The organism is Bdellovibrio sp. 22V (assembly GCF_030169785.1).
In the GTDB taxonomy this organism is placed as follows: domain Bacteria; phylum Bdellovibrionota; class Bdellovibrionia; order Bdellovibrionales; family Bdellovibrionaceae; genus Bdellovibrio.
Genome location: NZ_CP125854.1, coordinates 2,125,524 through 2,137,779 on the forward strand (window position 1 = coordinate 2,125,524; position 12,256 = coordinate 2,137,779).

A 12,256-nucleotide genomic window follows, 5' to 3' on the forward strand; every position below is an offset into this window, starting at 1 on the left:
ACTATTTTCTTTCTAAAACTTTGAGTGATTCCAGAATCGCTGGAACATGAATTTCAATAATTTTTTCTGCCGACAGACCTCTTTCGATTTCATAAGTCAATGTCGGGAAATTTCTTTCGAGTCCTGTGTAAGTTCCCAGGCACCCTGGTGTTGGATAGCCGATGTCGTCATCAATTTTATAACCGGTTCTTTGCGCTAAAACCTCGGCCACCTGGCGGCAGTCGCCGTTGACGTTTAAGACCGGATGCCAAGAGTGTAAACTCAAAATAAACACTGGTTTTTTCTGCTCAAGATAAGCCATCAAACCTTTGTTTTCGTTTTCGCTTCCCGCAAAAGGGCCGGGATGATAGCGGGGCGTTTTTACTTCCGGAGACCAATCTTTAGTTGGCAGATTGCGGTTCAGATCCACACCGTTGCCGTTACCGCGGGTTTTGAAAATCACACCTTCAAAGTTAAATTGCGGTACCAATGTGAGGTTGAGCTTGTAGGGGAAGGAGTGCATAAAGTGCTTCAAAAGCTCTTGAGAAGCGATGACGCCTTCAATTTCGTCGCCATGGACGCCGCCCAGGATAAGAACTTCCGGACCGTCATTATGAAATTCATAGGCTATGACCGGCATGCCTTTAGAAGTGGTGGTAAAAATAGAAGTTTTCATGACAAAATATCCTTCCTGCGCGATGATGCTAGCACGAGGTTTGGATGGAATACATCAATAATGAATTATGCCTAGGGCCGTTAAAGAAGCCGCTCCTTCCGTTGTGTGCCAACTACATGCGGCCGATCTATGTGTATGACCTCGATTTTCTTTCGGCGCGTTTTAAAACGATGTCCCAGCATTTAAAGGGTGTGCGTCTTTTTTATGCGATGAAAGCCAACTCCAACCCTGAGATTTTGCAGCAGCTAAAAAAGCTGGGTGCGGGCGCAGACGTTGTCTCTCTCGGTGAAATCAAACGAGCTTTAGAAAGCGGCTTTTCCGTTCAAGACATCGTTTATAGCGGCGTCGGTAAAACGCGCCATGAAATCACCGAAGCGTTAAAGCTCGGTATTTATCAGATCAACGTAGAAAGCCTGCCGGAGTTGGAGCGTATTGGTGCGTTGGCGCGAAGTCTCAATAAAAAAACGTCGATCGCTTTGCGACTGAATCCTGATATTGATATTAAAACTCACCCCTATATCGCCACAGGACTTAAAGATAATAAATTTGGAATGGAGCTGGGGCTTATTCCAGAGTTGATTAAAACTTTAAAGTCCTATGCTGATTGTATTGAGCTTGTGGGTGTGAGTTTACATTTAGGCTCTATGATGATGGAGTTTTCCGGCTATCAAGAGGCGTTACTAAAACTCAAATCAGTTTTTGTAGAGCTGCAAAAAGAGTTCAGTACATTGAAACGCTTTGATTTTGGCGGGGGCCTTGGCATTTTCTATGATCGCTTGGATCTGGAGTTGGAAGAAAGCCTTCTTAAGGATTACGCTAAGATCACGCTTGAAACCTTGGGCGATCTTAACTGCGAGTTGCAGTCAGAGCCGGGGCGTTGGCTTGTTGGCCATTGCGGGGCTTTGATCACGCAGGTTCAATACATTAAGAAAACCAAAGACAAAACTTTTGTCATCGTTGATGCGGGTATGAACCATCTAATCCGTCCGTCTTTGTATGAGGCCGATCATCTGATTTTGCCTCTCAAAAAAGCGTCGGCGGAAATGAAAGCGGATATCGTGGGGCCTATCTGTGAATCCTCTGACTTTTTCGCCAAAGACCGTACGCTAGGCTCAGTCAGTGAAGGGGATTTTGTTGCGGTTTTGGATTCGGGTGCCTATGGGTACTCGATGGCGAGTATTTACAATCTGCAAGAACTGCCTTTGGAAATCTGTATCTAAAGATCGACAACGCGAAAGCCGCTGGCAACAACGGGTTTTAAAATGCGATGAGCCACTTCGGTGAAATGCACGGAGTGGTCTGTTGTCATGATATCAATCACGCGGTTGTTGCCCGCTGAATTTCTTTTAAGTCGACCGGAACTGAAATCTCTTTCCAACCAACGCGCAATTGCTTCGCCAGAGTCGACAAGCTCAATCGCAGATCCCGTCACACGAGCAATAGAGTTCTTAAGAATCGGATAGTGCGTGCAACCCAAAATCAAGGTGTCGATTTGATTTTGCAAGAGCGGACTTAAATAACGGAAGACGATCAAATTCGTCACAGGATCGGAATCCCAGCCTTCCTCTGCCAGGGGAACAAAAAGTGGACAGGCCTGATCAAAGACCACAGCCTCGGCATTCAGTTCGCGAATTTTTTTAGTATAAGCCTGGCTGTTCACGGTGGCTCGAGTGCCAAGAACGCCGATTTTGCGAGTTTGGGAAAGCTCCAACGCTCTTTGCGAACCCGGTTCGATCACATTGTAAATCGGCAGACCGTCAAACTCTTTTTCGGTGAGCTGACTTGAAGCTGTATTGCACGCGATGACGATTGCTTTTACATCCTGTTTTTCAAGAAAAAGAATATTCTGCTCAGAATATTTGCGAATCGTTTGCGGAGATTTCGACCCATAGGGAAGTCTTGCCGTATCCCCCAAGTAAAGAAAACTTTCTTGAGGGAACTGCAAAGCCAATTCTTTAAGAACGGTGAGACCACCAATTCCAGAATCGAAAACGCCAATGGGACGAGTATCTACAGCCGACATTCTTAAGTTTTTACCCCGTGAGCCCGAGACTCTGCAACTCCGTTCGCCGACATTTCCATAAACAATGCTTTTTCACGGATTTCAGAAATAGTCGTTGCATTCACATAGCTCATGCCTGAACGAATGCCACCAGTCACTTCGAGGATCACATCTTTCACGTGACCTTTCACATTGACTTGAGTTGATTCGCCCTCTGGAGCCATACCTTCAGGAACGCCGCCGCGCCAAGAGTCTTGAGCCGAGCGTGAAGCCATACCACGGTATTGTTTTTTTCCATTTTTGATTTCGCCCGGCGTTTCAATTGTGCCGGAAAGCATACTGCCAAGCATAACGACATTTGCGCCCGCAGCGAAAGCTTTCACCATGTCCCCGGAAGTACGAATACCGCCGTCAGCGATCACAGGGACGCCGTAGCTTTCCGCGATTTCAGAGCACAAAGCCACCGCCGTCAATTGCGGCACGCCACAACCTGTGATGATCCGAGTGGTACACATAGATCCAGGACCGATGCCCACTTTGATTGCATCCGCACCGGCTTCGATCAAATCACGAGCCGCATCCGGAGTCGCCATATTGCCGGCGATAATATCAATCTTTGGATAATTGTCTTTAAGCCATTTCATCGTCTCCATCATTTGCACGGAGTGTCCGTGCGCGATGTCGATCGTGATCACATTGGCGCCGGCATCAATAACCGCTTTTGCGCGCGCTTTGAATTCTTCACCCACGCCAACGCTGGCAGAGATAACTTTTACGCCGGCCTCTTTCAAGCGACGAGCCTGCGATGCTTGTTCTTCAATAGTGATAAAGCGGTGAAGAATACCTACGCCGCCGAGTTGGTTCATCGCAAAGGCCATATCGTATTCTGTGATCGTGTCCATGTTTGCGCTGATGATCGGCGTTTCGATGGAAATATTTTTAGTCAATTTAGTGGTGAGGTGCGGATCGCGACGAGAGCGGATGTCTGAACGAGCCGGCACAATCAAAACGTCATCAAATGTGAGACCGCGACCGCGATTTTTAATGTCTTTCCAGTTAAACATGAGCGTCATGTTTTCTTACCTCGCTTCTAAAAATATTGAACAAAATATGAGTTGATACCAAAAGTAAATACGTGTCCAGAGCCGAGAGCACCAAGCTCGCCAAAGGTGTTTTCCACACCAGACGGTAGGAATCAAAAAGTCCAGAGAGCAGAACCGGAAGGAAGAGATGAAATAAGACAAAGACTCCGAATACTTTTCCGAAATTACGGCGCACGATTTGTGAGGATTTTTGAAGAGCGTCTTCTTTGCCTTCATCGTAGCGTTTCGACGTCGTCACAACTAAAGGAACCAGACTGTATTCGATATACTTCCAAACTCCCGGAAGAATAAAAAGCAAGGACCATAAAAGGGTTTTTCCCCACGAACGCAAAGTTTCGATCGCCACTTGATTCAAATTCTTGCCCAGGAAGCTTTCCAGGCCGTCCGCGAAGCCGACCAGAGTGTTCAAGGCATAAAGAGCCACGGTCATTAATAAGACCGGAAAGACGATGCTGCTGATAATGGAAAGAAAACCCCAAAGATAAACCTGTTGCTGAGCTCCACTGGGATCGCGAAGTGCTGATTCTATGTGCAGATTTAGGTACTGGTCGATGTTGCTCGACAGTACGACCAAGACAAACAGGGGCAGGAAGACTTTTTTAAAAACCTGAAGGTTTTCAGCAAAAAATTTCACTTAAGTATTTAGATCGCGAAAGAAAAGACGAGTCAAGCGAAGTCTTGTTAAGAAACACGTCTTCTTCGCCCTCCCTATGAAGGATAATGTCAAAAGGGGAGATACTGTTATGGGCCATCGTATCATGGTCATGGGTTCAAGTGGCATTCTTGGTCGGGAAGTGATCGAGTCCTTGCGCAATGCGGGACGGAACTTTATTGCCACCTCTCGCAGTTTGGAACGTCTGCCCTCGGGGGTGCGTTCCTTGCAACTGAATTATGATAATTTTTCGCTCCTTGAGCAGGCATTTCGCGATATTGACATCCTTTTCTTTTTGCAGCCTCTCGCCCCCAATATGATTCCCGAAGCGGAAAAAATTCTACGCGCGGCCAAGTCTTCGGGAGTGCAATTTGTCTTAAAAGTTTCTGAGTTAGGGGCCTCGCCAACGTCCCAATATCTTTTCCAAAGAGTGCACGGAGCCGTGGACGACATGTTGGCTGAAAGTGGTTTGCGCTATTGCATCTTTCGGCCCAATACGTTTATGCAAAATTTTATTTTTTCACATGGCGAACCTTTGCGCCAAGGGGCTTTGTTTTTACCAGAGGGGGAAGGGCGAACCTCCTTCGTAGATGCTCGCGATGTCGCTGAAGCGGCCTTGCGGGTTTTTGATGATCCTTCGCCTTATCATAAACTGACCTTCGATCTGACAGGAGAAAGAGCGATTTCCAACGCCGAAGCGGTGGCGCTTATTTCAAATCAGGTGGCGCGCCGCCTGGCTTATGTTCCCGTGACGGAAGAGGTGGCTCGTCGCTTTTTGGAAAATACGATGGAGGATCGTTGGCAAATGGATGCGATCATGAGCCTGCATCGTGCGACCCGAGAGGGCATGGCTTCGCAGGTGACCGACGCCTTTGAAAGACTCACGGGTAAACACCCTCGTCGCTTTGAAGATTTTTGTTTTGAGATGAAGGACGAGTGGAAACTTCGTCCTCCGCCAGATATTTCTCTTTAAGTTTAAACAAGATCTTTTAAGGAAGAACGGCGTTGTCCTGCTGCAAGCATTTCTTTACCTTTGCGGCGAAGCGCTTCTTCGCTATAGCCTAAAGCAGCTCCCCACACGACGTGGCTTGCGGCCATCATGATATTGCGCTCGCGGGCCATGTCTTTAGCAGAGGGTTTTAAATTCATGCCGGGAATCAAACCATAGTAACTCGTAGCCCAGACTCCCAATCCGAAAAGGCCGCCTTTGACCATCGCCGGGCCAGGAACTTTTGTCGCAAGATAAGAATAGAGCACGCCGCAGGCGAGGCCGTATCCATAGTGCGAAAACATTGTCGCTTGTTCCTGCATTTGCGGACCCATTTTTTCAGCGAGGCCCGTTTTCTTCGCGATATTTTGGGTCAGTTGCGCGGGGGGCAACGGCTTTTGCTGAGAAGCGGGAAGTTTTGTAAAACGATTGAAAAGAGCCAAAGTCATAGAACTCGTTGCAAGAACGCTGGCCCAGATTCCTCGAAATAGAAAGTTCATAAGAGCTCCTTTTCGATAAGTTTCCTTCAGAATAGGCTTCCTCCTTGGGAAAGGGAGGACTTGTGTTATAAAACAGAGCTTCCTTGCATACATTCAAACAGACTCCGCCGTTTGTGTTTGTTACGTTGTGGGAATGGCAAACACTGAAGAATGGCATGATCTCGGCGAGGTCTCTCACTTAAAAACAAAACCGCTGCGACAGTTGGAAGTGGCGGGTAAAAAGATTGCGCTCATTTATAAAGATGACGAATTCAGTGCGATCTCCGGAGTTTGCAATCATGTCGGAGGACCGCTCGGGGACGGTGTGCTTGAAGGCGATTATGTCGTTTGTCCCTGGCACTACTACAAATTTCATTGGAAGACGGGCGAGGGTGAGCCGGGATATGAAGCGGATCGCGTACCCATTTTTCCCGTGAAGGTGGAAGGCGGCCGGGTTTTGTTAAGCTTGCAAAGACTGACGACGCGAAATCATATTCATCATGAACCAATGGCGCTGGCGCGAAAGCCGGAGCGGCAGGCGGGACCCCTGCGAATTGCGGGGATCTCGGCGACAGCGATGGACTTAAAGTATCCGCGTCCTTCGACATCGGAAATTCTTTTGCAGGAAGCTTTACAACACGCCAAAACGCAAGGATACGATACGCATTTGATAAAGTTGCGAGAGCTGCAGTTTCGCCATTGCGAGGGTTTTTATTCGAAGAGCTCTCACGCGTGTATCTGGCCTTGTTCGATCACTCAGCTGGATCCTCAGGATCAGTTGGACCAAGTTTATGAAGATCTTGTGCATTGGGCGGATGTTATTATCGTTTCTACGCCGATTCGCTGGGGCTCGGCGAGCTCACTGTATTTCAAAATGGTGGAGCGGCTCAATTGTATTCAAAATCAAATCACCATCCATAACAATCAGCTGATCTGTAATAAGGTCGCCGGGTTCATCATCACCGGTGGTCAAGACAATGTGCAAGCTGTCGCAGGTGGCATGATGGGATTTTTTTCGGAGTTGGGATTTCATCTTCCGCCGTTTCCTTACATTGCGCACTCTCTAGGGTGGAGCATGGAAAACATGGAACACAACGTTCGCTACGTTCAACACAGCAAAGTCTTGGTCGAGGCGGCCGAAGAACTTATCAATCGCTGTGCGACTTTAGCGCAGTCTTTGATTCTGGCCAATGCCCCGAATACCTTGGTGCAGCGGGCGGGCCGAAAAGCCTTTAACATTCACGGGCATCGCGACGATCCCCACATCAATTCGCAAATCTGAAGGTTCACCGGCTGTGAACATCTGTCCTTGTGATAGGCGAGTCTCACCTTTTTAACCTCAGCACATTCCGCAGTGGCGACAGGGGCCTTTTGGGCGTAAAACCTTAGCAAAAACAGGAGACATTATGTTTAAAAAATCAATGGTAACAATGGCGGCGATGGCTTTGTTGCTCAGCGGTTTTGAAGCTTCCGCCGCTTCATACTGCAAAGCCAGTAAAAAAACCACTCGTCAAATTGAGCAACTAAGAATCGTGGAGCTTCCTTATCAAATCGTGGAAAGCAAAGTGGTGAAAGCATTAATCACGGATCGATGCGTGCGCAAGCGTCTAAGTGACGAGGAAATCCTCACACTGAAAGACATGCTTCTTTCTTACGACTACAGCGAAGACACCGCGGCGCAAATCATCGGTGAATTCTTAGCGCAGTAGAAAGTTCCGCTTCCTGAGTGAACGAAAGCCGCCATCATCCGAGGGCGGCTTTTTATTTTTGAAAAACTAAAGAAGCTTGCTTTGCCTGGTAATCTGCTATGAAATAATGGCAGAGACTTGTGTTAAATAACCACAACAAGGGGAGTGCATGAAACACAAAATCGCTATGATCTCAAGAATCATCTTGGGGCTTATTTATTTCGTTTTCGGATTAAATGGATTTCTAAACTTTATTCCGCCACCACCGACACCGTTTCCCGAGGCAGCTATGACCTTCATGGGGGGAATGATGGCGGCTCCTTATTTCTTTCCGGTGTTAAAAGGAACTGAAACTCTTTGCGGTCTTTTGTTGTTGTCCGGATTCGCAGCGCCGTTGGCTCTTGTGATCTTGGCTCCTATCACTTTACAGATTTTCTTGTTCCACTCATTTATGACACCTGGACTTGAAAACTCTATTATGCCAGTTGCAATGATCGCTTTGCACATTTTAGCTGCGACAGCATATTGGGCTTTGTATCGTCCGTTGTTTTCTCGCCGCTCGTAAATGACGGTGACTCAAAGAAGCCTCGCGCAGAGGCTTCTTTTGTTAGAACCAGCGCTTGTGTTCGATGATCAAACAACGATTTGATACTACTTTGATTCCCGCATCTTCGGCGCGCTTTTCCGCCTCTGGATGAGAAATCCCCAATTGGAGCCAGAGCACCTCAACGCCGCCAACAGCGAGAACTTCGTCGACGACTTCAGGAATGCGATCAGAGCTGCGAAAGACGTCGACGAACTTGCGATACTCTGCCGGGATCTCTTGAAGGCTTTTATAGATTTGAAAGCCGCCTTCGGAGTGTTGTTTTGGGTAGGTGCCGACCATTTGCCAACCGTGATCGCGCATGTAGACAGGAACATAATGGCTCGCCTTAGTGGAGTCCGGGCTTAACCCATAAACGGCAAATTTTTTATACTTTTCCAGAAGACCTTTGATTTCGCTGTCTTTGACATTCATGATAAGGCGCCTTTCTTCGATTTACAGAGTTTAGTCCGTTCTTCGAGGAAAGGCATCTGTTTCTAAACTTTATGTTATTGGTCAGGCTCCGTTTTTTGGGGAGTCTTGTCTTTATCTTTTTTGGAGCGCCGCGGTCTCCACGACTTTGGCGCACTGGCAAAGAGAACTAGATACATGTTCTATTCCCATCGCGCATGAAACTTCTCGATTTTATCGATCATCTCTTTTTTCTGCTCCGGAGTCAGAGTTTTATGAAGAGCTGCGACTTTGTCTAAGTATTTGTCGACCTTGGCGTCGAAGCGTGCCTGGCGAGCTTTAATGAGTTCTTTGATTCTGGACTTATCTAAATCGTCAGCCAAGATGAGACCTTTAACAGTGTCCTTCATGCCTTTGCGAACGTTTTTTTCCTCCGCGAAATCTTTTTTCATTTCTGAAGTGATGTCGCCTAAGAGAGCTTTTTGCTGCTCATTGAAATCAAGTTTGTCGGCGATTTTTTCACTGATGGCGCTGATTCTTTCTTCCGGACTTTTATGGCATCCACTTAGAAAACCGACGCTGCCAATCGCAAGCAGAATTCCTAAAACTTTTGGCCATTTTCTATGGTGGTGTGAATGGTGATGATGTCTCATAGATTTTTTTCCTCCTAGGGGTTGCGTTGTTAAAAACAGTTTAGGTCTTTTGCGGGCGAGGGTGGTTTCAGGAGTGTTAATCTTTGTAACAAATTGTAACCGCTTGATTATTCTGGGAAAATATCTTTGGTTCGGGCGGGGATTGTCTTATGATGTCTTTATGAACCGTATCTTATTGATCGATGACGATCAGAAATTGGGCGATCTGCTTAAGCAATATTTTCTGCAATTCGAATTGCAGATTGTGCAAACGCTTTTACCTTCGGAAGGACTGTCGTCTCTTAAGAAAGATAAATTCGATGCGATCATTCTGGATGTCATGTTGCCAGAGATGGATGGTTTTGAAGTCTGTAAAAGAATACGCAGCTTCAGTGAGGTTCCGATTCTTATGTTAACGGCTCGCGGGGAAACCTCTGACAAAGTTTTAGGTCTTGAACTGGGTGTTGATGACTATTTGCCGAAGCCTTTCGAAGCTCGCGAGCTTGTCGCGCGAATCAAAAGTCTGATCCGCCGTTACCGCAAGACGGCTCTTTCAAGCAAATTGAAATCGGGTGATCTTGTTCTGGATACGCAATTGCGTGCGGCGTTTTTGCAGGGCCAGAATCTGAATCTCAGCACACACGAGTATGAACTGCTTAAGTTTTTAATGGCGCATTCCGGGCAAAGTCTTTCGCGCGATCGGATTATGGATGAACTGCGCGGTGTGGACTGGGAAGCCTATAACAGAAGTATTGACGTCGCGGTGAGCAGGCTCCGACAGAAGCTTAAAGATCCAGCGAAAGCTCCGGTTTATCTGCGCACAGTCTGGGGCGAGGGGTATTGTTTTATTGCTCCGGTGGAGGAAGTTCTGTGAAACATCGAGTGAAGAAGAAACTCTTATTGCGCATATTTCTGACGTTTCTGATGACGGCGATTTTGATTACGGGAGGCGTTTTTCTTTTGGCGCATTCCCTGTCGCCGGAAAAAGCACTTTCCGGAGTGGCTGAAAAGAACATCGTTTTTTATCTTTCGGGTTTGCAGCAGAAATTAAATGCATCTTTGTCGGAAGAGGGAATTGAGGAGCTTTACAAAGATTTGCATGTTTATGCACGGGTCGAAGGTTTTGAAGATCTCGCCAATCGCCAGGGGCTGCCGTCCTTCGCAGAGCTCGAAAAAGAAGATTCCCATAAATCGGACAAGGTCTCTCTCGGAAGAAAGAAAGGTTATTTCTTTGCAGAACTCAAAGGAGCCTCGCCGAAAACGGCGTGGTTTATTTCCGCCAAAGAATTTCCGCGGGGATTTGCCTTTCCGTTTGCGGCCATTGCGGGATTTATATTTTTTATTTTAATCATGAGTTTCTTGACGATCCGCTGGATGATGTCACCTATCAAGGTGCTTCTTACAGGTGTGGCTAAAATTTCCGCCGGGGATTTAAAGTACCGGGTGAAAACACGCCAAGGCGGAGAGTTTCAAATCATCAGCGAAGCTTTTAATCGCATGGCGGATGGTTTGGAGAAAATGGTGCGTTCCAAAGAACAACTTCTTCGTGATGTGAGTCATGAATTGCGCAGTCCTCTGACAAGAGTGGGTGTGGCAGTGGATCTGATGTCCGACGAGAAATTAAAAACTTCCATCAAAGAGGATTTGCGTAAAATGGAAGAGATGGTCTCGGAGATTTTAGAGTCCTACCGTCTGCGTGAAGGGGAAGCTTCTCTAAAAAAAGTTGAAGTGACTTGGAGCGAACTTCTTGCCGGTATTGTCAGCGATTATCAGGAAGTGTCCCCGAACGTGCTCTTGAAGCTTGAGACCGACGGCAAGGCTTTTATTGATCCCATGCAGATCGAGCGAGTGTTAAGAAATCTTATCGAGAATGCGATCAAGTATGCGAAAGAAAATTCCCAAGAGATCACGGTCACCCTGACGAAACACAAGGATCAGTGGTGCGTGAAAGTGAAAGATGACGGGAAGGGCATTGCGGAGAAAGACTTGCCGCATATTTTTGAACCTTTTTATCGCGCGGATGCGGCTCGCTCGCCAGGAAAGTCAGGGTTTGGTTTGGGGCTCGCCATTGCAAAATCCATCGTGGAAGCGCACGGGGGACGAATTTCTGTGCAGAGCAAACTAGGTCAAGGCTGTGAATTTATCCTGAGTATTCCTGCAACGAACTCCGCTTTTTAATTTGCCTTCGCTGTGCGCGTGTGGAGAAAATGAGCAAGGAGGAAATTATGGCGAAGTATGTCGACGGATTTGTGATTGCCGTTCCCAAAAAAAATGTAAAAGCCTATCAAGCGATAGCGAAAAAAGCGGGAAAGGTATGGATGGAGTATGGTGCACTGGAATATTTCGAGTGTGTCGGTGAAGATATGCAATCTCCATTCGGTGTGCCATTTCCACGTTTGGCGAAATTAAAACCCAATGAAACGGTGATTTTTTCATGGATCGTTTATAAGTCAAAGGCCCATCGTGACCGCGTGAATGCGAAGGTCATGAAAGACCCGCGCATTATGAATGTCGATCCTAAAAGCATGCCGTTTGATATTAAACGCATGAGTCATGGTGGTTTCGACGTCCTCGTCGAAGGCAAATAATTATTCGCTTTCAATAAGGTGGCGGGGACCTGGTCCCTGCTGTCCCAGTTTGTCGTCTGGATTTCTTAACGGACACTCTTTCAAGGACAAGCAGCCACAGCCAATGCAGCTTGTAATCTGATCCCGCAGCTGTATCAAACTTGTGATTCTTTCTTCCAGCATATCTTTCCAAGCTTCTGTAAAGCGGCGCCAGTCTTTCGCGCTGGGGATGTGATCGTGCGGTAAATCAGCCAGTGCTTCAAGAATAACGGAAAGAGGAATTCCTGCACGTTGAGCGATTTTGATAATCGCAATACGGCGAAGCACAGCGCGGTGATAACGGCGTTGATTTCCTTCTGTGCGCCAGCCTGCAATCAAACCTTTTGCTTCATAAAAGTGAAGAGTGGAAACAGCGACGCCGCTGCGTTTGGCGACTTCTCCGACAGAGAGGGTTGTTTTTATATCTTCATTTTCTTCCATGCGAAAACCTCATTAT

Annotated in this window: 16 protein-coding genes; 8 read left to right on the forward strand and 8 right to left on the reverse strand. The window is 47.0% G+C overall.

Annotated elements, in window-relative coordinates:
- Window position 1 precedes the first annotated feature (1 nt).
- Complete coding sequence (locus QJS83_RS10225; protein ID WP_284604554.1) at window positions 2-655, reverse strand: M14 family zinc carboxypeptidase; 654 nt, start codon at window positions 653-655, stop codon at window positions 2-4.
- A 44-nt stretch (window positions 656-699) separates the two neighbouring features.
- Between QJS83_RS10225 and lysA the strand changes: the two genes are divergently transcribed.
- Window positions 700-1,875, forward strand: a complete 1,176-nt coding sequence (gene lysA / locus QJS83_RS10230; RefSeq protein WP_284604555.1) for a diaminopimelate decarboxylase — start codon at window positions 700-702, stop codon at window positions 1,873-1,875.
- On the opposite strand, the gene murI is transcribed toward lysA, so the two are convergent.
- The 3 genes from murI to QJS83_RS10245 are packed head-to-tail and all read right to left on the reverse strand — an operon-like array spanning window position 1,872 to window position 4,394.
- Window positions 1,872-2,678, reverse strand: a complete 807-nt coding sequence (gene murI / locus QJS83_RS10235) for a glutamate racemase (RefSeq protein ID WP_284604556.1) — start codon at window positions 2,676-2,678, stop codon at window positions 1,872-1,874. The genes lysA and murI overlap by 4 nt on opposite strands.
- Window positions 2,679-2,680: 2 nt before the next feature.
- Entirely contained in the window at window positions 2,681-3,721 is a 1,041-nt protein-coding gene (locus QJS83_RS10240; RefSeq protein ID WP_350159290.1) for a guanosine monophosphate reductase, read from the reverse strand.
- Window positions 3,714-4,394, reverse strand: coding sequence for a hypothetical protein (locus tag QJS83_RS10245; protein WP_284604558.1), 681 nt, complete (start codon window positions 4,392-4,394; stop codon window positions 3,714-3,716). The genes QJS83_RS10240 and QJS83_RS10245 overlap by 8 nt, the downstream gene beginning before the upstream one ends.
- Before the next feature lie 109 nt (window positions 4,395-4,503).
- On the opposite strand from QJS83_RS10245, the gene QJS83_RS10250 reads away from it, so the two are divergent.
- Window positions 4,504-5,385 (forward strand): SDR family oxidoreductase, encoded by an 882-nt coding sequence (locus tag QJS83_RS10250; protein WP_284604559.1) that lies wholly within the window; start codon window positions 4,504-4,506, stop codon window positions 5,383-5,385.
- A gap of 2 nt (window positions 5,386-5,387) precedes the next feature.
- Here the strand turns inward: QJS83_RS10250 and QJS83_RS10255 are convergent, their stop codons facing one another.
- Window positions 5,388-5,900 (reverse strand): DUF1440 domain-containing protein, encoded by a 513-nt coding sequence (locus QJS83_RS10255; protein ID WP_284604560.1) that lies wholly within the window; start codon window positions 5,898-5,900, stop codon window positions 5,388-5,390.
- Window positions 5,901-6,033: 133 nt separating this feature from the next.
- Here QJS83_RS10255 and QJS83_RS10260 point away from each other — a divergent pair, with 133 nt between their 5' ends.
- The 3 genes from QJS83_RS10260 to QJS83_RS10270 all read left to right on the forward strand — a co-directional run bounded on the left by QJS83_RS10260 (window position 6,034) and on the right by QJS83_RS10270 (window position 8,132).
- Window positions 6,034-7,161: a Rieske 2Fe-2S domain-containing protein gene (locus QJS83_RS10260; protein ID WP_284604561.1), complete on the forward strand. Its 1,128-nt coding sequence runs from the start codon at window positions 6,034-6,036 to the stop codon at window positions 7,159-7,161.
- Window positions 7,162-7,285: 124 nt separating this feature from the next.
- Window positions 7,286-7,588 (forward strand): hypothetical protein, encoded by a 303-nt coding sequence (locus QJS83_RS10265; RefSeq protein ID WP_284604562.1) that lies wholly within the window; start codon window positions 7,286-7,288, stop codon window positions 7,586-7,588.
- Between the two features lie 148 nt (window positions 7,589-7,736).
- Window positions 7,737-8,132 (forward strand): DoxX family membrane protein, encoded by a 396-nt coding sequence (locus QJS83_RS10270; protein ID WP_284604563.1) that lies wholly within the window; start codon window positions 7,737-7,739, stop codon window positions 8,130-8,132.
- 42 nt (window positions 8,133-8,174) lie between these two features.
- Here the strand turns inward: QJS83_RS10270 and QJS83_RS10275 are convergent, their stop codons facing one another.
- A complete protein-coding gene (locus tag QJS83_RS10275; protein ID WP_284604565.1) occupies window positions 8,175-8,585 on the reverse strand; it encodes a CoA-binding protein in 411 nt (136 codons plus the stop codon).
- Between the two features lie 179 nt (window positions 8,586-8,764).
- Entirely contained in the window at window positions 8,765-9,214 is a 450-nt protein-coding gene (locus QJS83_RS10280) for a Spy/CpxP family protein refolding chaperone (protein WP_284604567.1), read from the reverse strand.
- Window positions 9,215-9,374: 160 nt separating this feature from the next.
- Between QJS83_RS10280 and QJS83_RS10285 the strand changes: the two genes are divergently transcribed.
- The 3 genes from QJS83_RS10285 to QJS83_RS10295 are packed head-to-tail and all read left to right on the forward strand — an operon-like array spanning window position 9,375 to window position 11,781.
- Complete coding sequence (locus QJS83_RS10285; protein ID WP_284604568.1) at window positions 9,375-10,067, forward strand: response regulator transcription factor; 693 nt, start codon at window positions 9,375-9,377, stop codon at window positions 10,065-10,067.
- Window positions 10,064-11,371 carry a sensor histidine kinase gene (locus QJS83_RS10290; protein WP_284604569.1) on the forward strand — a complete coding sequence of 436 codons (1,308 nt, stop codon included), beginning with the start codon at window positions 10,064-10,066 and terminating at the stop codon, window positions 11,369-11,371. The genes QJS83_RS10285 and QJS83_RS10290 overlap by 4 nt, the downstream gene beginning before the upstream one ends.
- A 47-nt stretch (window positions 11,372-11,418) precedes the next feature.
- Window positions 11,419-11,781, forward strand: coding sequence for a DUF1428 domain-containing protein (locus QJS83_RS10295; protein ID WP_284604570.1), 363 nt, complete (start codon window positions 11,419-11,421; stop codon window positions 11,779-11,781).
- Here the strand turns inward: QJS83_RS10295 and soxR are convergent, their stop codons facing one another.
- Complete coding sequence (soxR, locus tag QJS83_RS10300) at window positions 11,782-12,240, reverse strand: redox-sensitive transcriptional activator SoxR (RefSeq protein ID WP_284604571.1); 459 nt, start codon at window positions 12,238-12,240, stop codon at window positions 11,782-11,784.
- Window positions 12,241-12,256 lie beyond the last annotated feature (16 nt).

Coding starts and splice junctions, on each gene's coding strand:
- QJS83_RS10225 (WP_284604554.1), bottom strand. CDS start 655: ATGAAAACTTCTATTTTTACCACCACTTCTAAAGGCATGCCGGTCATA.
- lysA (WP_284604555.1), top strand. CDS start 700: ATGGAATACATCAATAATGAATTATGCCTAGGGCCGTTAAAGAAGCCG.
- murI (WP_284604556.1), bottom strand. CDS start 2,678: ATGTCGGCTGTAGATACTCGTCCCATTGGCGTTTTCGATTCTGGAATT.
- QJS83_RS10240 (WP_350159290.1), bottom strand. CDS start 3,721: ATGTTTAACTGGAAAGACATTAAAAATCGCGGTCGCGGTCTCACATTT.
- QJS83_RS10250 (WP_284604559.1), top strand. CDS start 4,504: ATGGGCCATCGTATCATGGTCATGGGTTCAAGTGGCATTCTTGGTCGG.
- QJS83_RS10255 (WP_284604560.1), bottom strand. CDS start 5,900: ATGAACTTTCTATTTCGAGGAATCTGGGCCAGCGTTCTTGCAACGAGT.
- QJS83_RS10260 (WP_284604561.1), top strand. CDS start 6,034: ATGGCAAACACTGAAGAATGGCATGATCTCGGCGAGGTCTCTCACTTA.
- QJS83_RS10265 (WP_284604562.1), top strand. CDS start 7,286: ATGTTTAAAAAATCAATGGTAACAATGGCGGCGATGGCTTTGTTGCTC.
- QJS83_RS10270 (WP_284604563.1), top strand. CDS start 7,737: ATGAAACACAAAATCGCTATGATCTCAAGAATCATCTTGGGGCTTATT.
- QJS83_RS10275 (WP_284604565.1), bottom strand. CDS start 8,585: ATGAATGTCAAAGACAGCGAAATCAAAGGTCTTCTGGAAAAGTATAAA.
- QJS83_RS10280 (WP_284604567.1), bottom strand. CDS start 9,214: ATGAGACATCATCACCATTCACACCACCATAGAAAATGGCCAAAAGTT.
- QJS83_RS10285 (WP_284604568.1), top strand. CDS start 9,375: ATGAACCGTATCTTATTGATCGATGACGATCAGAAATTGGGCGATCTG.
- QJS83_RS10295 (WP_284604570.1), top strand. CDS start 11,419: ATGGCGAAGTATGTCGACGGATTTGTGATTGCCGTTCCCAAAAAAAAT.
- soxR (WP_284604571.1), bottom strand. CDS start 12,240: ATGGAAGAAAATGAAGATATAAAAACAACCCTCTCTGTCGGAGAAGTC.